The organism is Halalkalibacter oceani (assembly GCF_023715705.1).
Taxonomy (GTDB): Bacteria; Bacillota; Bacilli; order Bacillales; family Bacillaceae_D; genus Halalkalibacter; species Halalkalibacter oceani_A.
In genome coordinates, this window is the sequence record NZ_JAMBOS010000004.1 from 69556 (window position 1) to 89068 (window position 19513).

Sequence of the window (19513 nt, forward strand, 5' to 3'; positions counted from 1 at the left end):
ATCTATTCGTTGTCATAAAATCCTTCCACAAGCGTTTCCAGTGCGAGCGCGATCCGCACCCCTTCCGCCGCCGTGCTTAACGGCATGACGACAAAATGCTGATTTTGAACGGCAGTCGTGTTGGTGAGCATCGGGTTTTCAAGCAGAAAATCAATCTTCTCGTCGGCTGCTGTCGTGCCGTAATCCATAATGACGATGATTTCCGGATCACGCTCAACCACTTCCTCCCAGCTGACGTCCGGCCAGTGCTGCTCAAGCTCAGAAAAAATGTTCTCCCCGCCGGCGACGGAGATCAGCTCATTCAAAAAGTTCTGCCCGGCTGTTTTCGGAGTCGTGTCGCCGCTGTCAAACACAAATACCCGCGCCGCTTCATCAACCTCCGGAATGTCGGCTGTTAATTCAGCGATCCGCGCGTCAGTTTCAGCAATAAACTGTTCAGCCCGATCCTCCACTTGGAAAATCTCGGCGACATGGCGAATATCCGTGTAAATATCCTCAAGCCTCGGTGCCGTCTTCATTGAGGATTCGTGCAAATACGGAATAATCCCGTATTCAATCAGCTCCTCCTGTGTCCCAAGACTGTCCTCGCGAAACGCGCTCGGCCAGCCGGCATAAGCGAAGTCTGGCTCGACCGCGAGAAACACCTCCTTCGATGGATAGGTGTCGGATAATACCTCGACCTTCTCATACGCCTCTTTGTACCCCGGCAGAATTTCATCATCCAAATAAGCAGTACCGACCATCCGGTCTTCAAGACCGAGAGCGAGCATCACTTCGGTGACATGCTGATTCAGGCTGACCGCCCGTTGCGGTGATTCGCTCACTTCAAGCGTGATACCGTTATTTTCAATTTCAATGACTTGTCCGCTCTCACCTTCGGAAGTGGCCGGCTCTCCTTGATTACAGCCGGCCAGCAGCAAAACGAGACTAACGAGCAACCCGCTGCACTTCACGATATTCAACTTCATTTCTTTCTCCCCTTATGAAAATCGTAATCATTACGTTTTATTTTACTTCATTTTTTGTTGATTGCAACTCTTTTTTTACAAAGTCATCCGCTGTAAACCAGGATAACGTTGGATAAAGGGAGGCTACCTCGCCGACGATAATGATCGACGGATTGCGAACGTCCGCCTGTCTGGCTTCAGCGACAAGCTGATTAAGCGGCGCAGCAATCACCCGCTGGTCGGCCAGCGTCCCCCACTCGATTACCGCCGCTGGCGAATCAGGACTGCGGCCATATTCAATCAGCCTGTCAACGATGTTCGGCAAGTTTTTCACCCCCATATAAAAGATGACCGTATCAATACCGGTCGCAAGCGCCTGCCACCGTTCGGCCGACAGCTCCCCTCGCGCCGTATGGCCGGTGACACAGGCAAATGACTGACCGAGTTCGCGATGCGTAACCGGGATTCCAGCATATAATGGGGCAGCAAGTCCGGCAGTAATGCCCGGAACGATTTCATACGGAATGCCGTGCCTGCGGCAATGCTCCGCTTCTTCACCGACGCGGCCAAACACCCCCGGGTCACCGCCTTTTAAGCGGACGACGACCTTACCGGCCTGCGCATGGGCGAGGATCAGCTCATTCAGCTCCTCCTGCCTGAGTGTATGATGATCGGGCAGCTTCCCACAGTAGATTTTTTCACTGTCTTCTCTCGCATGCCGAAGCAGTGCCGGATTGGCAAGGCGGTCGTAGATCAGCACGTCAGCTTCCTGAATGCATTCCAATCCGCGGACGGTGATCAACTTCGGATCACCCGGTCCTGCCCCGACAAAATAGACGATTCCATCTTTACGCATGATCACAATTCCTCCCCTGCCTCACGGCGACGTTTCTGATAGGCGGCGCACGCTTCCACCCAATTTGGCGCAAGCTGCGGCGCCGAAGCAAAATGAAGATGGGTATAGCCGGCAACGAGCTGCTTCATCTGATAGCCTTCCTGCTTGCTGCCGCGGAGGCCGTTCGTTTCATAAACCGCCATTTGCGGTCCGGAAAACGTAGCTGCCGAATAATGAAATTCATGGCCGCGTATGTGTTCGCCCCGCTTCAGCAGAAAGCTGTCTTCGAGCAGAGTGGCCTCACGATAGCCGAGCGCGGCGAGTCGCGCTTGCATGCGCACCTCCATCGGAATCAGCCCGACCATCGGAAATGTCTCTCCCGCTGTCGTCGTCAGACTTTCCCCTAAATACATATAGCCGCCGCATTCGGCCAGCGTCGGCATCCCGTTGCTAACCGCTTGCTTGATCGCCTGCTTCAGTCCCGTATGACCGGCAAGCTCCTTTGAAAATTCTTCTGGAAAGCCGCCGCCGAGATAAAGTCCGTCACAATTTTCCGGCAACGATTCGTACTTCAGCGGGCTGAAAAAGACAAGCTCAGCCCCGGCCTGACGCAGCAGGGTGAAGTTTTCCTCGTAATAAAAATTAAACGCTGAATCATAGGCAACTGCGATTTTGACGCGGGGCTGCGGCATCGTCTGCTGAAAAAAATCCGTTTGTCGTTCGAGCAGCGGAGCCGCTTCGGCCTGCTGCTTCAAGAGTGACAAATCAACCTGAGCGCTGATCACATCGGCTAGCCTCGTAAACAGCTGATCATGCTCACCGCGCTCCAACGCGGGTATGAGGCCGAGATGACGTTCGGGAATCGCCGGGACATCGCCTTTTTTCAAGTAGCCGGCGACCGGAATGCCGCATTCCTGCTCGATCGCGTCTTTGCACATTTCAGCATGGCGCGCACTGCCTGCCTGATTGAGAATGACCGCCGTAATGCTAACCTCTTGATTGAGCGCCTGATAGCCTTTCACAATCGCCGCGGCGCTGCGGGCCATGCTGCCAATGTTGACAACGAGCACGACAGGCGTTTTCAGCAAAATGCTGATGTCGGCACTGCTTCCTTCATCACTCAGCGTCGACTTTCCATCATATAGCCCCATGACCCCTTCAATCAGCGAAAGATCCGCTCCGCGGCTGCCTTCAAGGAAAATGTCGGACACAAGCGGACGCGAAAGCATCCAGCTGTCCAGATTGCGGGAAATTCGCTTCGTCAACGCCGTATGATAGCTTGGGTCAATATAATCGGGACCGCATTTAAAGCCCTGAACGGTCAGCCCCTGGCGCTGAAATGCCGCCATCAGGCCGAGTGTAATCGTCGTTTTTCCTACGCCGCTGTTCGTTCCGGCAATCAGTAAACGTGGCTGCATCGGCCTCACCTCTCTTCTCCTTTTCGGGCAATCGAAATCGTCACATTGCCGCTTTTCTTCTTTTCAAGCAGCAGCTGCCTGCTTTCTGCCGTCCGCATCGCGGCCGGCTCACTGACGCCATAGGCCCCTGTGTAGCGAAACACCGTTTCCGAAGGGTTCGGGAACGGAATTTCATTCAGCTCCGCCGGGCTGTAGCAAATAAACTCCCATTGAAACTTTTCACAGACGGCAAGCAGTCCGACCTCATCCTTTTTCAAATCAATCGTGCTAATACTCACGACTGAGTTAGGTGAGAGTTCAAGCTCCTGCAACGTCTCGAAAATAACCGCTTCAATTTCGTCCGCCGACGTTCCGCGGTTACAGCCGATCCCCAGGCAAAGTGTCTTCGGCCGGTAGAGCACACCCTTTGTCCGTAAAATGGTCATCCACTTTTTTGACAGCAGCCGGTCTGAAATGACGAGAGTGGCATGAAAGCGGTCCGGCTCAGTCTCCGCTAACGAGGAGACAAGTGTAAAGTGAGACGGCAGCGGTTTGTCATGCTTCCACCAGTGACGCTCCCCCGCCTCCTGGACGATCAGCACCGGCTCTTCATTGACAATTGCCGCACTGACCGGCGTTACAGCCTGTTCATCCTCAATCGTCCAGCCGAATTCCCGCCCGAAAATGTCGACCGGAATCGTTTTCTGAACATCGGAAGCCGTCGTAATTACCGGGGTCGCGCCAAGCAGTCCGGCAATCTCCTCCGTCAGCTCATTCGCTCCGCCGACATGACCGGAAAGCGCGCTGATCACAAATTGACCGCGATCATCAACGACAACAACAGCCGGATCGACTTTCTTTCCTTTCAAAATCGGGGCGATCATCCGGATGACGGCACCGAGCGAGATCACGATCACGAGTCCGTCATATTCGGCAAACAGCCGCGGCAGCTGAAGCTTGACCGAGCCTTCAAACAGCTGAAAGCCCTTTTCTTCCTCATCGCCATAAGCATGCTTCGTCATATAGTACAGGTCGGCATCCGACCGCTTCTGCCAAAGCTGGCGAATCAGTTCGGTGCCATGCTTCGTGATTGCGACAAAAGCGATCTTATCCATTGGCCGGCTCTCCTTTCCGAAAGCCGTGCGTAAACGTTTTGTCATAGAGCTTTGACTCGTATTTGCCGCGCTGTTCGAGCAATGCTTGATCCGCGGCCTTGCTGATGATCACCATTGCCTGCTTGCGGATGCCGGCTTTGCGCATCTCCTCATCCACCGTGCCGAGCGTCGCCCGGACAATTTTCTGATCAGGCCATGTCGCCTTGTAGACAACGACGACGGCGTCGGATTCCTTCCAGCCGGCAGCCAAGCATTCGCGCACGACTTTTTTCATCAACGTCGCGCTTAAAAACAGGGCGAGCGAGCATTGATGCTTGGCGAGGTCGATCAGCTGCTCTCCTTCCGGCATCGGCGTCCGCCCTTCCGCCCGCGTCAAAATGACGGATTGCGTCAGCTCCGGTATAGTCAGCTCAATTCCGGCCGCGGCAGCCGAGGCGAAGACCGAGCTGACACCGGGAATGATCTCATAGCCGATGCCGCGCTCCTTCAAGTAGGTCATCTGCTCAAAAATCGCACCGTAGACAGCCGGATCGCCGGTATGGACGCGCGCGACGCTGTGCCCCTTTTCCACTTCCGCGGCGATGATTTCGATGATTTCCTCCAAATGCATCCCGGCCGTCTTGATTACAGCTGCTTCCGGCTTTGCCTGCTCCATCAGCGCCGGGTTGACGAGCGAGTCGGTGTACAGCAGGACATCAGCCTCCTGCAAAATCTTCTGACCCTTCACGGTAATTAAGTCGGGATCACCGGGCCCGGCGCCGACGATATACACTTTCGCTTCAAGCATGAACGCCACATCCTTTGCGCACGAGCATCAGCGTTAAATATTCCAGCTCTGCGGTTTTTAATTCCGTCACATCACGCCAAATGTATTCCTCGGATGAAGTGACCTTCGTTGCGACCGCCGCATCCTGTACGAGGTCAAGCTCCTCGAGAAGCTCGATCATCATCGGCAGCACCTTGGCGACCTTGATGAAGACAAGCCCGTCATGGTCCAGCAGCGCTTTTTTCATCTGCTGGCGATCTTCGGTTGCCGGAATGACCGCCATCCAGTCATCGCCGTCCGCCAGTGGAATGCCAAGCTGTGACGCCACGCCATTGACCGAGGAAATGCCGGGGATCGATTTGATCGGCACCTCCGGATGGGTCGCTTTCATCGTCCGTTGCAAATGAATAAATGTGCTGTAGAGCATCGGATCGCCCTCTGTCACGAAAGCAACGGTTTTGCCGGCGGACACATGCGCATAAATCTCAGCGGTAATTTGCTGCCATTGCTCTGTCAGCACAGCCTGATCCTTCGTCATCGGAAAGACGAGGCCGAGCATCTCTTTTTTGTTCATGTCAACAAATGCTTCAATAATTTGATGGGCGTAGCTTTTACTGCCCTTTCTTTTCTTCGGATAAGCGACAACATCAGCCTCCTGCAGCTTCCGGTATGCTTTTAACGTAATCAGCTCCGGGTCGCCAGGGCCGACGCCGACGCCGTACACTTCACCTGTTGCCATCTGTCTCCTCCTTCGTTGCTGTCAGAATATAAATCGGATTTAACGCATCAAATCTTGTCATATGTAAAATCGGCTTGCTCCGCGACAGCTGGGCAAGTGTCATCTCAAGCGCAAGTCCTGCCTCCTTGAAAGCGTCCTGTGCTGTCGCCAGCGTTTCGATCGTTACGGCGTTCAGCACAATCCGGCCTCCCGCTTTTAACCGTTCCGCACAGGTTCTAATAATTTCCGGCAGCTCTCCTCCCGTCCCGCCGATAAAGACGGCATCCGGATCGGGCCAGCTGTCAAGCTGCGCCGGCGCTTTGCCATGAACGACGGTAAAATCGGTGCGAAATGTTTTCATATTTTCATAGCAATTGGCCAGATCGGCTTCGTTTTTCTCAATTGCAAACACTTGACCATCCGTGGCAATCCGCGCCGCTTCGATCGCGACCGAGCCTGTACATGTGCCAATATCCCAGACGGTGCTCGTTTTTCTCAGCTTCAGCGCGGCAATGCTGAGCGTGCGCACTTCTTTTTTGGTAATCAAACCTTTATCTGGCTTGCGCTGACTGAAAAGATGATCATCGATCCCGAGCGGGAACGAAGGCGCCTTTCCGGTCTGCTTCAGGATGACCAGATTGAGTGGGTTCGCATCGTAGCGCGTAAGCTCGTCCAGCTCAAACCAGCCTGTTTTCTCATTAGCGCCGCCGAGCGCCTCTGCTACGAACGCTTTGTATTCGCTCATACCATAGTCGAGCAAATAGGCGGCGATTGCTGCCGGACTGTTCGTTTCATCCGTCAGCAGACAGACCTTCTTCTGCCCGTCGATTTTTTGCGCCAGCCCTTTCATCGCCCGTCCGTGTACGCTGAGAAACGTCGCATCATGCCAGCTTTCCTGCATTTTCGCAAAACCGGCCTGAATTGAGCTGAGCGCCGGATATAGTTCAATACTCGGTACTTTTTTCGCCAAATAGCCGCCAATCCCATAAAATAGCGGATCACCTGAAGCGAGAATGACCGTTTTTTTCTCCGTTTCGAGCAGACGTTCAACCGTCGCCTTCAACCCGCCTTTCAGTCCGATTTTCTCCCCCTGATATTCTGGAAAGAACGCCAGCTGGCGCTCACCGCCGACGAGCCGCTCGCTTTCCGCTACCCATTGCTGGTAGAGCGCCGGCCAGGCAGCCGGTCCCTGCTCACTCATGCCAATGACCTTCATTGTCGCGGCCATCTCACCGCCTCCCTTCCTAATAGCTCATTTTTCATCGTCAACAGAATCGTTTCAATCGTCAGCCCACCGTTCACTTCCTGCAACCCGGCCTCTGATGCATAGCGGCACAAGCGCTGAAAGAAGTCAGAATATCCCGCCTCATAGAGCATCGTCCCGACCTGAGAGGCGGTATTCGCCTGCAAAATCTCCTGCTGAAGCTCCGACGGGACTCCACTATCCGCGGCGACCTTGGCGAGAAATTCAAAGCTGACCGGAGCGCTTTTCGAATGGACCATCATCACGCCCTGGGCGACTTTTGAAAATTTCCCCATCATCCCGACGAGGGTCACCTGCTTCATCCGTTTCGCCTTGCACTGCTTCAGCGTAAAGCCGACAAAATCACCCATTTCGATAAACGCTTCTTCCGGGGCATCCGGGAAAAGCTCCATCGCATATTTTTCACTCCGTCCGCCCGTCGAGCAGATGACATGCTCGCAGCCGCTTTCCTTGGCGACCTGCAGCGCCTGGGCGATGCTTGCGCGAAATGCCGAAGTCGAAAACGGCACGACCGTTCCCCTCGTACCGAGAATCGAAATGCCGCCGATAATGCCGAGCCGGCTGTTTAACGTTTTCTTGGCGATTTCCTCTCCATCCGGCACGGAAATGATGATCGAAATGCCCCGCTCGACGCCAGTCTCCTCCAACACGTCCTGTGCAACCTCAAACAGCATCCGGCGCGGCACAGGGTTAATCGCCGCTTCCCCGACCGCTACCGGTAACCCCGGCTTCGTCACCCGGCCGACGCCGACGCCGCCATCAAGCGTAATACCAGGCGCGCTCTCCCAGGCAACACGAGAAATAATTCGTGCCCCGTGTGTCGCATCTGGATCGTCGCCGCCATCCTTAATGATTGCCGCCTCGGCATAGTGTTCGGTAAATTGAACAGACTCCATTTGGAAGGTGACAATCTCTTTGTTCGGCAGCTTAATCGTCGCTTCGTTAACCGTTTTTTGCGTAATTAAGCTCAGAAGCGCCGCCTTCGTCGCCGCCGTTGCGTTGGAGCCTGTCGTATAGCCATGCCGCAGCTGCTTTGTTTCCTTTTGCCCGCTTGCCATCTTTTCAGCCTTGCTGCTCCGCCATCAGGGAAATCGCGTTGATCGCCGCCACGGTTACCGGACTGCCGCCTTTTCTGCCAATGTTCGTAATAAACGGTAGATCAAGCTTCGCCAGCTCTTCCTTCGATTCAGCTGCCGAGACAAAACCGACCGGCATCCCGACGATCAGCGCCGGCTTTGCTTCCCCATTTTTCACGAGGCGAATCAATTCAAGCAGCGCGGTCGGCGCGTTTCCAATCGCGAAAATGCCGCCCTCCGCCAGCTTGACCGCCTTGCGCGTCGCCACAATCGCTCTCGTCGTGTTGAGCCGTTTCGCTTCCTCGATCACATCGGGATCGGAAATATGAACGTGAACGCTTCCGCCAAACTTTTCGATACGCGGCTTGCTGATGCCGCTTTGAATCATTTGCACGTCGGCGATTACCTTGCAGCCAGAACGAATCGCCGCCACACCGGCGCGTACCGCATCAGGATGAAAGAGCACGCTTCGCCCGAGCTCGAAATCAGCCGAGGCGTGGATCACCCGCTGAACGACCGGGTATTGCTCTTCGGTAAAGGAGTGCTCGCCCAGCTCCTCGGTAATCATCTGAAAGCTCTTTCCTTCAATCTCCTGCGGCTGTACGGTCAACGGTTTAAATTCTGTTTTGAAATCCATTTATTTTCCCTCCATCAGCTTAGTGACTGTTGCTACAACATCTTCCTTCGTATGAACGAGATCGTGGACATCCTGCTTCGGCCGTTCGATGACGATCACCTCTAAGCCAAGCTCCCTGGCGGCTTCCAGCTTCTCATCGACCGAACCGACCTTGCCGCTTTCTTTCGTAATCACGAGTGTGACGCCGAACTGGCGGTAAAGCGCCTTGTTAAGCTCCTTTGAAAAAGGGCCCTGCATCGCGACGATGTTTTTTTGCTCAATACCCAATTGTTCACAGCGCTCCATATTGTCCTTGCGCGGCAGCATCCGCGCGATCATACGTAAGTCAGGCAGCCCGAGCAGCTTGTCCGCGAAGACAGCGAGCGTCTTGCTGCCGGTCGTCAGCATAACGACCCCTTTATGCTGACTCGCAAGCTCAGCTGCCTCGGCGTAGTCCGCGACGAAGCTGATCCGCTCATCCTCGGCAATCTTGCTCGCCTGCCGCTCAAACCGGACATAAGGAATGCCTGCCTGTTCCGCGGCCGCGTGCGCATTTTTTGAAGCCTCCTCGGCAAAAGGATGGGTCGCATCGACAAGGAGAGAAATGTGCTTTTCCTGCAAAAGCGCCGTCATTTCCGCGATCGTCAGGCGACCGACGCGCACCGGAATTCCGGCCTCGCTGACGCTTGCCGCCCCGCTCTCCGTCACGACGCTCGCCAATAACGGATAGCCCGCATCCTTTAAGGCGATGGCCACTTCGCGGGCATCACTCGTTCCGGCCATAATAAAGATCATCCGCTTTCACCTCTCTTTTGCAGATTTGTTTTGCAAGCCCCACATCCACCTATGAAAGCAAATACGTTTTAATGATGATGGTGGTGATGATGATCGTGGTTGTGGTCAAGCTCAAGATGCTCCTTCGCGAATAAACGGTACTGACAGTTATCGCAGTTTAACGCGGCCAATCCTTGTAATGCTTCCTCGGCTCTTTCCTTGAAAATCGTCGCCAGCAGCGGATGGAAGCCAAAAAACTTCGTCATCAGAAACGATGCGTCCGGATAGCTTCGCTTGAACCCCTCAAGCTTCTCCTCCATCCGGTCCATCAGCACGCCGCTGAAAAAGAAGTAAGGAAGCAGGCAAACCGAGCTTGCGCCGAGCTTTAAAGAGCGCTCGACAGCTTGTTCCACCGTCGGCGAAGTGACGCCGATAAACGACAGCTCGACATCGGTCATATTCAGCCGTTCACTAAGCAGGCGCGAAATTTTGTACAGCTCACTGTTCGCATCACCGTCACTGCTTCCGCGTCCAACGATCACGAGGCTGCTCCCTTCCTTCACCTGCCAGCCGGCTTCTTTCAACCTGTCGGCTAAAATATCAATCACGCCCGGATGCGACCCGATCGGCCGGCCATATGTAAAAGAGACGAGCGGAAACTTCTGCCGCGCCTTGTCCATGTCCGCCGGAATGTGGATTTTCGCATGCCCGGCCGAGAAGAACATCATCGGCACGAGCGCGACCTTCGTCGCCCCCTGCTTCACGCACGCTTCAATTCCAGCGGCAATCGACGGCTCGGCAAATTCCAGAAAACAGGTTTCGACAATATCAGCCTTGACCTGGTGCTTCATCCCATTGACGAACTCCTGCAGCTGCTCGTTTCCCTCCGGCTTTCGGCTCCCATGGCCGATAAATAATACAGCTTCCATCTTTTCTCCTCCTTTTGTTAATCGCCGCACACATTGTCAACAGCGATCGGCTCCGGCACGTCACGGTACTGATAACCGGCAACGACCTGGACCCGTTTAAAAAACTTGTGAAACCGTTCATTCGGCATGCCGCGCTGCTGGAAATCGCGGACAACCTTGACGACTGTTGCGACGAGCTGCTCCTTGCTCATTCCTTCGGCGACGAGCTGGCCGACATGGGCGTTTCTCCCTGTCGTTTTCGCCCCTAAAAACAAATCAAATGCTTTTTTGCGGTAAATGATGCCGATATCGTTCGTCGGCGCGCCGTAGCACGCCATTCCGCAGCCGTTGAAGCCGATCGTCAGCCGCTTCGGCACGGGATCGCCGCCAATTGAGCGAAAGATCTCATCAAGCTGCGGCAATGATTCGCCCTTGTCACCATCACAAAAGTCACACGCCTTAATCGTGACGACATCGCCGACCGGATGCAGCAGCAGCCCCTCCCGTTCAAGCTCGGCCGTCACCTGCGCCGCGTCCCCCGTTTTCATCGTCACCTTCATTTGATGATCGGGCGTATATTCAATCTCGCCTTTATCGCCAATTACCTCGCCAATCAGCTGCATTTGCGCCGCGCTGAATTTTTTGTTGGCAAGACCTGGCGAGAGCGCAAATTCAAACACCGTTTCCTGCCTGAACAGGCTTTCCGGCTCCAGCTCAACGTCACGCTTCCCGCCACTTTCCTCCCCATTCAGGAGAGAAAGTGCTTCTTCTGCCAGCTCGCGCAGCGATCCCCGCGCCGGTTCGGGTCCTGCTTCCTCGGCAAGCTTTTGAAGCGAAGATGAAGCCGGTTCAACTTCCTCTTCACCTTGATGAAGCGCCCACGGCTCGTGCTCCGGCTTTAAGCGCTGATGCGGCCGCAGAGCCTGCTTCGCTTCTCCAAGCGTATATTTTTTCTGATAGCCGCGCGGCGTGATCATCTTGCCGTCGTACATAAACGTCGATCCATTGCCGATGATGACCGTCGTCAGCATCCCGATCTCATGCTCAAGCATCTCGCCGAGCGTTGTCATCACGATATGCTGCCGTTCGCGATAGGCGCTTTTGACAAGTCCGACCGGCGTGTCGGCAGAACGGTATTGCAGCAAAATCCGCTGCGCCTCCTCAATCTGTCTCGTCCGCCGCCCGCTTTTCGGATTGTAGAGCGCAATCACAAAATCAGCCTTGCCCGCAGCGTCAAGTCTGGCTTTAATCAGCTCCCACGGCGTTAGATGGTCACTGAGGCTGATCGTGCAGGCATCATGCATAATCGGTGCGCCGAGCAGCGAGGCACAGGAGTTAATCGCTGAGATCCCGGGAATAATTTCAACCTCGACCCCATCCTGCTCCGTCCAGCCTTTTTCAATTAACACCTCATAGACGAGACCGGCCATGCCGTAGACGCCGGCATCCCCGCTTGAAATAACCGCAACCGTCTTGCCCTCTTCCGCCTGACGCACGGCTTCCTGTGCCCGGCTCACTTCCTCCGTCATTCCGGTCCGGATAATCGCTTGATCCGTCAGCAACGGTTTAATCAAATCCACGTACGTGTTGTAGCCGATAATTGAATCACTTTCAGCGATCGCTTCCCTCGCCCGGCCTGTCATATGCTGCTCGTGGCCCGGCCCGAAGCCGATCAATAAAAGCTTTCCTTTCGCTCCCATCGGATGTCCTCCTTTTTGACCTTCGGGGAAAGCGGGGCAATAAAAAAAGCCTCCACCCGCAAAAGGGTTAGAGGCTAGTCCTTTTTTATCATCATCTGAAAAGGAATCCAGCAGAGACAGCATTGTCGTCTCCTGCTCTAACACCTCCCCATCTCCCGTAGGTCAATCAGTGTCGTTGGAAAAGGCAGGTCTCCTGGCTCAAGGTCTTACGCTGCTGCTCCTTCCCGTCCGATGGACAGTGGCTCGTGCATACAGCAATCCTTTTACAGTGGCGGGACCGCGTCGGCTTTTCACCGAACTTCCCTTTTAGAAAGTCAACGATGACTTTCACCTTTTCCCAAACATATGCAATTTCATGTTTCTTTTACAGTACGTAACAATCTGATAGAAGTCAACTATTTTTTCCTGCTTTCATTGTTTCACAGCTTACGAGAGATTCACTGTGATAAACCGGATAATCGGCGATTTCAACTAGTGGAGAAGGACTTTTTCTCATTGACAACACAGCTTTTAAAAAGATAATGATAGTAGGATTCTTTTTCCATTCTAACATTATTAGAAGCCATTCCTCATAAAGGAGTCATAGAGATGAAACGGAAAAAAGCAATGATGATTTCGGCAATTGTTGCTCTAATCGCAGCGACGGTTTACGTGATCGCCGATGCGACAGTCGTTAAAACGGCTCCGCTACAATTGGGCATGATGGAAACATTTGAGAATTACGAAGAACGACTGGAGGGCAGCGATTTAGCGGTCGTCGCCGTTTTGAATGGCGAACCGGAAAACGTCGTTTACTATGAAGATGGACTTCCTGATGGTCACCGTTTGAGCGATATTTTCATCCAAAAAGTGATCAAGGGCGACGAAAGTTTGGAAGGTTCTACGATCACGATACGTGAACCGTATTACATTGTCGATAATGGTTTGGCGCCAAGTGTTACGGAAATCTATTACGGCGACTATACCGCTCTGCAAAAGGGCGCTGAATATTTGCTGTTCCTCGGATGGACGGAAAGCTGGGGGCAATACGGAATCGCTTCCGCCCACGAAGGGAAATTTGATTTAAGCCAACTCGATGAAGAAGAAAAGCGCGCGGTGGAACAAAACCCTCGTTTGCAAAAACTAAGAAGCGACATTTTAGCCAATGTGGAGCTTGAGCTTGACTGATCGGGTGGTGAGGACGGTGTAACTGCTAGACTAGATTTGACAGTTTCTGCTTGATCATGAACCCAATCCGTTAAGCTATTCTTCGTACAATCAAGATGGTTTGGGGGCTAAAGAGAAAGTGAGAAACCATGATCAAATGAAGCTGCTGAAAAAGGACGATTTTCACTTTTTCAGCAGCTTTTTCGTAATGAGCGGAGCCATTACGAAAAAGGGTGCTGAATATTTGCTGTTTCTCGGATGGACGGAAAGCTGGGGGACAATAAGGAATCGCCTCTTCCATCGTTCTGAGGTTGTTCATTTAAATGGAGAAAGCCATCGAATTAAAAAATAGGAAGTCGCTATTTTTAACGAGCAAAAATTGTTCAAAACCACTTGACGGTTACAAAGCCCTGCATCACGAGTACCAGGCTACATTTTTACACTATATTCTTTAATAATGGCCACCACTTCATCAAATTCATATTTTTGATTCACGACATCCACAACAAAATCCTCGGCTTGCTTTTGACTCATGGTAAACTGAAAACCGTTGTAGGCAAGGAATTGAATCAGTGCCAAAAAGGCCGTTCGTTTGTTTGCGTTATGAAAGGTATGATTTTTGGCTAATGACTCAAACAAAGCTCCCGCTTTTTCGAAAATGGTCGGGTAAGCCTCTTCCCCAAAAGCGGATTGTTTGGGGCGGTTGATGGCTGAATTGAGAAGATCCGGCAACTTCACACCTTTATGTTCCTTGGGACTATATCGTTCAATGACTAGTAAATTGATGGCAATCACTTCTTGTTCAGTTAAATAACGAATCAACGGTCTACCAGCCCTTTAATGGTTTCATCATACTGTTTCATGTTCTTATCTAAAATATCAAAAAAGTCGTCGCTAACACCTTTTGGCAACTGTACTTTTTTACTTTTGCGGATCACAATCGCGCCATCCTGTTCCTCAATAAAAACGTCATCACCATGCGCTACTCCAAGACGTTTTAATAATTCTGCTGGAAACGTCACACCTAAACTATTTCCGATTTTCGTTATTTTTCGTTCCAAGTTTTTCACCGCCATTCTTTTTCCCTCCTTCTATGCTATTCAAACTCCTATATTTTATAACTGTTCTAACAATTATAATTGAACACAAATCAAAATGCTATTGAAAACCTTTTACATTTACTGTTATTATTTTTTATTGTTTTAGTTACACTTTCTACCCTTATGGATTATTTTGGAAAATTGTACAAGTCAATTTTGGAACCGCTCATATAAATAGAAGGGAACTTTAGACAAAGGCTGTTTAGGGTGGGAAAAGGGCAAATCCTCTCTTTTGGCCCGGTCCCTCCCTTTTATCATTTACTTCCCGGCATGATACAACGTCAACAGAATGATATAAACGGCGAAAAACAGCAGCGTTCCTTTGATGATCATCCTGCCAAAATATTTGCGCCACACATGGCGGTCTGTTTGCACCGCCTCTTGTGATAGGATAGCGGGCACCGGCAGAGGGGCAACCGTATCGTCCGAGCGCAGTTCCGCCAGCAGCTCCTGGCAGCCGTGGCAAGTCGAGAGATGCTGTTCAACCAGCTTCTCCGATTCAGGGCGGCATTCTGCTTCGACATAGTGCGGCAGCAAATCTCTAATAATTGAGCATTTCATCGCTTCCGACTCCTTTCTTCCCGGCTTCCTTTTTGTACTGTAGGCGCGCGCGATGGATCGTCGTCTTGACCTTGCTTAACGACCAGCCGAGCACATGGGCGATTTCCTGGTAGGACAGCTCCTGCATATCACGCAAAATTAAAATATCGCGAAAAACCGGCTTCATTTCATCAAGAATGCGGTAAAGCTCGTCCAGCTTTTCTTTTTGTAAATAAAAGTCTTCAGGTGAATGAACAGCGCTGAGAAGCGGATACAAATTCGTATCTTCCATCACAGTCACGACTTGCACGTCTTTTTTGCGAAAATAAGAGACATAGTGATTATGGGCTATCCGGTAGAGCCATGATTTCATCGTTGCGTCTCCACGAAAATGCGGCAGCGCCTCAAATGCTTTTAAAAAGACATCCTGACAGAGATCCTCGGCCGTAGCGGTGTTTTTCGTCTGTCTGAGCAAGTAAGCATAAATTGCCGGCTGATAGGCTTTGTAGATCGATTCCAATTTTTCTAAATACGAGGTCATTTTTCAAAAGCCCTTTCTTTAACACAAGTCATTTAAATATACAGCCAAATCGACACCCATATTAGGAAAAGTGCGATCATGCCGACCCCCACCGCTAAAAATCTTCTCGCTTTTTTGATCGTTTCCAGCTCTGAGCTTTCGTTTTCATTACTGGGCAGCTCCGGCTGTTGCTCCGCTCTGTTTTGCTCACTCCAGTCAGGGCAGAAGGGACAGCTCATTTGATGATCTGCCATCCATTCAGCGGTTTCCGATTCCACCATCCCCTCCTGCCAGTCTTCTTTCAAGTCCCGAAATACAGCGCATTCCCGTTTCATGATCTCACCCCGTCAATATCGTCGTACACATCGGTAATTTCCCCTGTTTCCATGTCAACAAAATGAACCTGCTTATGCGGCTTCGCGAATGGAACGACAACAATCATCCAGACAAGCTCCGCCTCTCCCTCGCGGTTATAAATCAGCGCCAGCTCCCCACGCTGGGCATAAATTGAAAACATCGGATACTCATCAGCCACGAGCTTCATTGCCTTGCTCATGGAAACAGCTTTTTCAGCGAGTACGGTTTGATTGATCTTCTTACGATGTTGCGACGGATACCAGCCTTGATAAAAAGAAATCAGTTCGCCATCGGCCGTAAGATTGACTTGGACATGATGAGACAGAAGGCCATTGTCATACTCCCACGAATAATCGCCATATTCACCCTGCTCATATTGCGCCCCCTGCTTCGCAAACTCAGGAGATAATTTTCGCGCAAAATAAGTGGCTTGCTTTACAAAAGCTCCTTCATCTCCTGCTTTGTCTTCACTTAGTTCCAGCTGCAAAAGCTCACCAGTTTCCGCGTGAAGGTAAATCGTTTCTCCATTTTTCGTTTTGATCGTAATAGTCGGCTGCGATTCGTAAGTGAACGAGCTCCACACATGGTCAATATAAGTCGGTGAGGAAGGCCGGCCAAGCACGTTCAGAACGTCCTCTACTTTTTTATTCAGCTCTTCCTTTGTCAGCTGGACGACAGAATTCTCCAGCTCTAACGGAGCGCCGATCGGAGTCGGTGAAAACGAAATGAGCCGCAAGTCATAATCCCAAACGATCAAACTCACATCAGTGTTTACCCTTTCGCCGTCTGACCATAATGGCAGAACGGAAACTTTGGCTTGCTTTGCTGCATCATCAAATTGAACGTCGATCTCAAACCGTTCTTCATCATAATTAATTCCTGCTCTTTCAAGCAGGCCCTCCGTCTGCTTAAGGACGTCCTGTTTGGTAGGGGGCGTAGCCGTCGATGACGCTGCCTCCTCTGAATCGGTTCGTGACAGGCCGAACAATTCGCCCGAACTGTCAAATCTAATCGAATAACCGCCCCCGTCCAGCGTATAGGCATTATAAAAATCTTCCTGAATGGAGGAATGGGCATCAAAGGTCACTTCACCGCCAATAATCTGTCTCGCCCGATCCTGCATCTCGGCAAGTGAAGGCATATTCGTTTCGGCCCGATACGCAGTATGAATATAATAGTTTGCGTTTGCTTCGACAACATTCCATAGGTTATAGAACGGGTTGGCGATAACTACCAGGGCGACACTGATGCTTGCAACGGCAGCATACCACCCCTTCCCTCCGGTTAGCGGGCGGCGTTCCAGCAGCTGCTTGACCCACTCTGATCCGCCAAGCAAAAGCAAAAATAGCGTCAGTGGAAATAACGCCTCAAACTGATTCATTCTCGTAAAGATAACCGTGCCAGTGCTGACGGCAAAGAACACGCCCCACATTGCCTTGCTTTGGCGCCAGTAGCTCTGAAACAGCACGTAGATGACGGCAAAGCTGGCGGCAATCAACGCCAAAGCCACCCACGTGTACCCGTCGGACAGATCCGCAAGCGTCAGGCTCGGAAGCATCAAAAGGACCGGGATACAAAGCACGATCACATCAAACAGATAGAAAAATCCGTGCAGCGCCCGGAAAGGCAAAGTGATGATATAATGCATCCCGACGACAAGTATGTAACCGTAAAAAATAACATTAATAATTTGAGTAAGTACATTATATTGAAAGCTGACATTTTCCCCGCTGATGAGAAAATGGTGAAAGAATTCAAGCGTAATCGCCAGAAACATCAGCGCCCGCAACACTACCCCTGCTCTGATCATCCCAGTCTCCCGATTATTCGCAGATGGACGCTGAACCACCAAAGCAGTCAGACTTAAAAGCACAAGCGCAATTCCAGTCAGAAACAGCGTCCATAAGCTAACCGGGATGTAACGCTGGATATGATTAATGACACTGTACAAAACATCCCACATCTTTCCTCACTCCTTTGTATTGTCTGTTATATAGACACATTAGAATGTTAAAAGTTTCAGAGTGGTGAACGATTTCCTGATATTTTTAGCATGCAGCTTCAGCGCCGGTCTGAAGACAGGCAGATCATTCCTTGTAAAGCTGGGAAAAGTCTGGTTTTCTTTTTATCCTGTTGTATGATAAAGGAAGAGGGGGATGATGCGATGGGAAACAGCAAAAAATATGTAACCGCCGGGCTTTTAGCCCTTTTGCTCTTGCTTGGCTTTGTCATTGCCAATCAACAGAAGGAGATCAAAACATACCGCACCTTGCTGTCAGAAACCGTGACGACGAATATTACTAATCTGTCTATCAGACTGGATCGTTTTGAACGTGCCAATCATGAGGCGGATGACCCTCGCTATCTTGCTGATTTATCTTCTGATTTCCATTATGCCGCCTTCGAGGTTTACGATAATCTTTCCTATGCGTACAAACTAGGCTATATTGATCTGGACACGTATGATAAAGGCTATTTATTAGGAAGTCAGTTTTTTGCGATCCACCTCTTTCTCACCTATATCGACCGGGAAAATTGGACGGATGAAGAAGCCGAAAAAATCAAATTGATCCGGTCGCTTAATGGCCGGTTACTTGCACACCTGACAGACAATCTAACCGGGCTTGGGTCAGGTGAGCTAAACGATCATTATCGCCAGCCAATTGTCGGGAAAGAAGACTTCTGGTATCAACGATTACTGGAGCTTCAGGAAATCAGTGAAGCTTTTATACGGGAACAGCTTCCCGGCGGGCGAACGCTTGACGAATACTTGAACTGATGACGCGTTTGTATCACCGTGCGAAGAAAGAAAAAATGCCCCTGAACCATCAACTATGGCAGGGACATTTATCGACTTATATAAACAGCAACAAACTAAGCGCCATGACGGCCATTCCGCCAATCAGGCCGTAAATTGACGTATGGGCTTCATCGTACTTTTTCGCCGCCGGCAACAGCTCGTCGAGCGAAATAAAGACCATGATTCCCGCCACTGCCGCAAAAATGATTCCGAACATCACATCATTCAAATACGGCATTAAAAACAAAAAAGCGACGAGCGCGCCGAGCGGCTCGGCAAGCCCGGAAAGAAACGAGAGCTTGAACGCCTTTTTCTTGCTTCCGGTCGCGAAATAAATCGGCACCGAGACGGCGATTCCTTCAGGAATATTGTGAATCGCAATCGCCACGGCGATCGCAACCCCGAGCGCCGGGTCCTGCAAAGTCGAAGTGAATGTCGCAATTCCTTCAGGGAAGTTGTGAATCGCAATCGCCAGGGCGGTGAACGTCCCCATTTTCAGCAGCTGGTGGTCTTTCACCTCCGGCTTCGCTGTTTTCATGTCCTCAACCTTCTTGATCTCGTGCGGATTGCCCTGCTTTGGGAGAAGCCGGTCAATCGCCGCCGTCAGCACCATTCCTCCGAAAAAACCGGCGGCCGTCAGCCAGTGACCAAGCTCCGTTCCAAGTGAAGCAACGAGCGCCTCCTGGGCCTTGACAAAGATCTCAACCATGGAGACATAAATCATCACCCCGGCTGAAAAGCCTAAGGAAAAGGACAAAAATTTCGTATTCGTTGTCGAGGTAAAAAAGGCAAGCAGGCTGCCAATGCCTGTTGCAAGGCCTGCCATTAAAGTTAAACCAAATGCCAAAAGCAGATTTTCCGTCATGATGTCCGCCTTCTTTCAAGGGCTTTTTAGCTCTATCATTTAGACTATATGTGATCCAAATCGAAAAAG

Annotated in this window: 22 protein-coding genes and 1 riboswitch; of the genes, 3 read left to right on the top strand and 19 right to left on the bottom strand. The window is 51.4% G+C overall.

Annotated elements, in window-relative coordinates; genetic code table 11:
* Positions 1–2 precede the first annotated feature (2 nt).
* From M3212_RS05400 to cobJ, 12 genes are all read right to left on the bottom strand, one after another.
* On the bottom strand, positions 3–968 hold the full coding sequence (locus M3212_RS05400) for an ABC transporter substrate-binding protein (protein WP_251192936.1): 966 nt from the start codon (positions 966–968) through the stop codon (positions 3–5).
* Between the two features lie 37 nt (positions 969–1005).
* Positions 1006–1803, bottom strand: a complete 798-nt coding sequence (gene cobA, locus M3212_RS05405) for a uroporphyrinogen-III C-methyltransferase (protein WP_251192937.1) — start codon at positions 1801–1803, stop codon at positions 1006–1008.
* 2 nt (positions 1804–1805) lie between these two features.
* Entirely contained in the window at positions 1806–3200 is a 1395-nt protein-coding gene (locus tag M3212_RS05410) for a cobyrinate a,c-diamide synthase (RefSeq protein WP_251192938.1), read from the bottom strand.
* A gap of 5 nt (positions 3201–3205) precedes the next feature.
* Entirely contained in the window at positions 3206–4294 is a 1089-nt protein-coding gene (locus M3212_RS05415) for a cobalt-precorrin 5A hydrolase (protein WP_251192939.1), read from the bottom strand.
* Positions 4287–5081: a precorrin-4 C(11)-methyltransferase gene (gene cobM, locus M3212_RS05420; protein ID WP_251192940.1), complete on the bottom strand. Its 795-nt coding sequence runs from the start codon at positions 5079–5081 to the stop codon at positions 4287–4289. Before cobM ends, M3212_RS05415 begins: the two co-directional genes overlap by 8 nt.
* Positions 5074–5799, bottom strand: coding sequence for a precorrin-2 C(20)-methyltransferase (cobI, locus tag M3212_RS05425; protein WP_251192941.1), 726 nt, complete (start codon positions 5797–5799; stop codon positions 5074–5076). Before cobI ends, cobM begins: the two co-directional genes overlap by 8 nt.
* Positions 5786–7006 carry a precorrin-6y C5,15-methyltransferase (decarboxylating) subunit CbiE gene (gene cbiE, locus M3212_RS05430; protein WP_251192942.1) on the bottom strand — a complete coding sequence of 407 codons (1221 nt, stop codon included), beginning with the start codon at positions 7004–7006 and terminating at the stop codon, positions 5786–5788. Before cbiE ends, cobI begins: the two co-directional genes overlap by 14 nt.
* Positions 6991–8100: a cobalt-precorrin-5B (C(1))-methyltransferase gene (locus M3212_RS05435; RefSeq protein WP_251192943.1), complete on the bottom strand. Its 1110-nt coding sequence runs from the start codon at positions 8098–8100 to the stop codon at positions 6991–6993. The genes cbiE and M3212_RS05435 overlap by 16 nt, the downstream gene beginning before the upstream one ends.
* Positions 8101–8104: 4 nt before the next feature.
* Positions 8105–8755 carry a precorrin-8X methylmutase gene (locus tag M3212_RS05440; RefSeq protein ID WP_251192944.1) on the bottom strand — a complete coding sequence of 217 codons (651 nt, stop codon included), beginning with the start codon at positions 8753–8755 and terminating at the stop codon, positions 8105–8107.
* A complete protein-coding gene (cobK, locus tag M3212_RS05445) occupies positions 8756–9529 on the bottom strand; it encodes a precorrin-6A reductase (RefSeq protein WP_251192945.1) in 774 nt (257 codons plus the stop codon).
* Positions 9530–9597: 68 nt separating this feature from the next.
* Positions 9598–10437: a sirohydrochlorin chelatase gene (locus tag M3212_RS05450; protein WP_251192946.1), complete on the bottom strand. Its 840-nt coding sequence runs from the start codon at positions 10435–10437 to the stop codon at positions 9598–9600.
* 17 nt (positions 10438–10454) lie between these two features.
* Positions 10455–12116, bottom strand: a complete 1662-nt coding sequence (gene cobJ / locus M3212_RS05455) for a precorrin-3B C(17)-methyltransferase (protein ID WP_251192947.1) — start codon at positions 12114–12116, stop codon at positions 10455–10457.
* Positions 12117–12282: 166 nt separating this feature from the next.
* A riboswitch (cobalamin riboswitch) is annotated at positions 12283–12466 on the bottom strand.
* 238 nt (positions 12467–12704) lie between these two features.
* On the opposite strand from cobJ, the gene M3212_RS05460 reads away from it, so the two are divergent.
* Entirely contained in the window at positions 12705–13283 is a 579-nt protein-coding gene (locus M3212_RS05460) for a hypothetical protein (protein WP_251192948.1), read from the top strand.
* A 118-nt stretch (positions 13284–13401) separates the two neighbouring features.
* Positions 13402–13614 (top strand): hypothetical protein, encoded by a 213-nt coding sequence (locus M3212_RS05465; RefSeq protein ID WP_251192949.1) that lies wholly within the window; start codon positions 13402–13404, stop codon positions 13612–13614.
* 77 nt (positions 13615–13691) lie between these two features.
* Here M3212_RS05465 and M3212_RS05470 read toward each other — a convergent pair whose 3' ends face one another.
* From M3212_RS05470 to M3212_RS05495, 6 genes are all read right to left on the bottom strand, one after another.
* On the bottom strand, positions 13692–14081 hold the full coding sequence (locus M3212_RS05470; protein ID WP_251193133.1) for a type II toxin-antitoxin system death-on-curing family toxin: 390 nt from the start codon (positions 14079–14081) through the stop codon (positions 13692–13694).
* Positions 14081–14338: an AbrB/MazE/SpoVT family DNA-binding domain-containing protein gene (locus tag M3212_RS05475; protein WP_251192950.1), complete on the bottom strand. Its 258-nt coding sequence runs from the start codon at positions 14336–14338 to the stop codon at positions 14081–14083. Before M3212_RS05475 ends, M3212_RS05470 begins: the two co-directional genes overlap by 1 nt.
* A 282-nt stretch (positions 14339–14620) precedes the next feature.
* Positions 14621–14923 (bottom strand): anti-sigma factor family protein, encoded by a 303-nt coding sequence (locus M3212_RS05480; protein ID WP_251192951.1) that lies wholly within the window; start codon positions 14921–14923, stop codon positions 14621–14623.
* Complete coding sequence (locus tag M3212_RS05485; RefSeq protein ID WP_251192952.1) at positions 14904–15443, bottom strand: RNA polymerase sigma factor; 540 nt, start codon at positions 15441–15443, stop codon at positions 14904–14906. The genes M3212_RS05480 and M3212_RS05485 overlap by 20 nt, the downstream gene beginning before the upstream one ends.
* 32 nt (positions 15444–15475) lie before the next feature.
* Positions 15476–15757 (bottom strand): hypothetical protein, encoded by a 282-nt coding sequence (locus M3212_RS05490; protein WP_251192953.1) that lies wholly within the window; start codon positions 15755–15757, stop codon positions 15476–15478.
* Positions 15754–17742 (bottom strand): hypothetical protein, encoded by a 1989-nt coding sequence (locus M3212_RS05495; protein ID WP_251192954.1) that lies wholly within the window; start codon positions 17740–17742, stop codon positions 15754–15756. The genes M3212_RS05490 and M3212_RS05495 overlap by 4 nt, the downstream gene beginning before the upstream one ends.
* A gap of 201 nt (positions 17743–17943) precedes the next feature.
* Here M3212_RS05495 and M3212_RS05500 point away from each other — a divergent pair, with 201 nt between their 5' ends.
* Complete coding sequence (locus M3212_RS05500; protein ID WP_251192955.1) at positions 17944–18558, top strand: hypothetical protein; 615 nt, start codon at positions 17944–17946, stop codon at positions 18556–18558.
* A 76-nt stretch (positions 18559–18634) separates the two neighbouring features.
* Here the strand turns inward: M3212_RS05500 and zupT are convergent, their stop codons facing one another.
* On the bottom strand, positions 18635–19444 hold the full coding sequence (zupT, locus tag M3212_RS05505; RefSeq protein ID WP_251192956.1) for a zinc transporter ZupT: 810 nt from the start codon (positions 19442–19444) through the stop codon (positions 18635–18637).
* Between the last annotated feature and the right edge of the window lie 69 nt (positions 19445–19513).

Coding starts and splice junctions, on each gene's coding strand:
- M3212_RS05500 (WP_251192955.1), top strand. CDS start 17,944: ATGGGAAACAGCAAAAAATATGTAACCGCCGGGCTTTTAGCCCTTTTG.
- cobJ (WP_251192947.1), bottom strand. CDS start 12,116: ATGGGAGCGAAAGGAAAGCTTTTATTGATCGGCTTCGGGCCGGGCCAC.
- M3212_RS05485 (WP_251192952.1), bottom strand. CDS start 15,443: ATGACCTCGTATTTAGAAAAATTGGAATCGATCTACAAAGCCTATCAG.
- M3212_RS05480 (WP_251192951.1), bottom strand. CDS start 14,923: ATGAAATGCTCAATTATTAGAGATTTGCTGCCGCACTATGTCGAAGCA.
- M3212_RS05415 (WP_251192939.1), bottom strand. CDS start 4,294: ATGGATAAGATCGCTTTTGTCGCAATCACGAAGCATGGCACCGAACTG.
- zupT (WP_251192956.1), bottom strand. CDS start 19,444: ATGACGGAAAATCTGCTTTTGGCATTTGGTTTAACTTTAATGGCAGGC.
- cobM (WP_251192940.1), bottom strand. CDS start 5,081: ATGCTTGAAGCGAAAGTGTATATCGTCGGCGCCGGGCCCGGTGATCCC.
- M3212_RS05475 (WP_251192950.1), bottom strand. CDS start 14,338: ATGGCGGTGAAAAACTTGGAACGAAAAATAACGAAAATCGGAAATAGT.
- M3212_RS05435 (WP_251192943.1), bottom strand. CDS start 8,100: ATGGCAAGCGGGCAAAAGGAAACAAAGCAGCTGCGGCATGGCTATACG.
- cobK (WP_251192945.1), bottom strand. CDS start 9,529: ATGATCTTTATTATGGCCGGAACGAGTGATGCCCGCGAAGTGGCCATC.
- cbiE (WP_251192942.1), bottom strand. CDS start 7,006: ATGGCCGCGACAATGAAGGTCATTGGCATGAGTGAGCAGGGACCGGCT.
- M3212_RS05490 (WP_251192953.1), bottom strand. CDS start 15,757: ATGAAACGGGAATGCGCTGTATTTCGGGACTTGAAAGAAGACTGGCAG.
- M3212_RS05495 (WP_251192954.1), bottom strand. CDS start 17,742: ATGTGGGATGTTTTGTACAGTGTCATTAATCATATCCAGCGTTACATC.
- M3212_RS05440 (WP_251192944.1), bottom strand. CDS start 8,755: ATGGATTTCAAAACAGAATTTAAACCGTTGACCGTACAGCCGCAGGAG.
- cobI (WP_251192941.1), bottom strand. CDS start 5,799: ATGGCAACAGGTGAAGTGTACGGCGTCGGCGTCGGCCCTGGCGACCCG.
- M3212_RS05400 (WP_251192936.1), bottom strand. CDS start 968: ATGAAGTTGAATATCGTGAAGTGCAGCGGGTTGCTCGTTAGTCTCGTT.
- cobA (WP_251192937.1), bottom strand. CDS start 1,803: ATGCGTAAAGATGGAATCGTCTATTTTGTCGGGGCAGGACCGGGTGAT.
- M3212_RS05460 (WP_251192948.1), top strand. CDS start 12,705: ATGAAACGGAAAAAAGCAATGATGATTTCGGCAATTGTTGCTCTAATC.
- M3212_RS05410 (WP_251192938.1), bottom strand. CDS start 3,200: ATGCAGCCACGTTTACTGATTGCCGGAACGAACAGCGGCGTAGGAAAA.
- M3212_RS05450 (WP_251192946.1), bottom strand. CDS start 10,437: ATGGAAGCTGTATTATTTATCGGCCATGGGAGCCGAAAGCCGGAGGGA.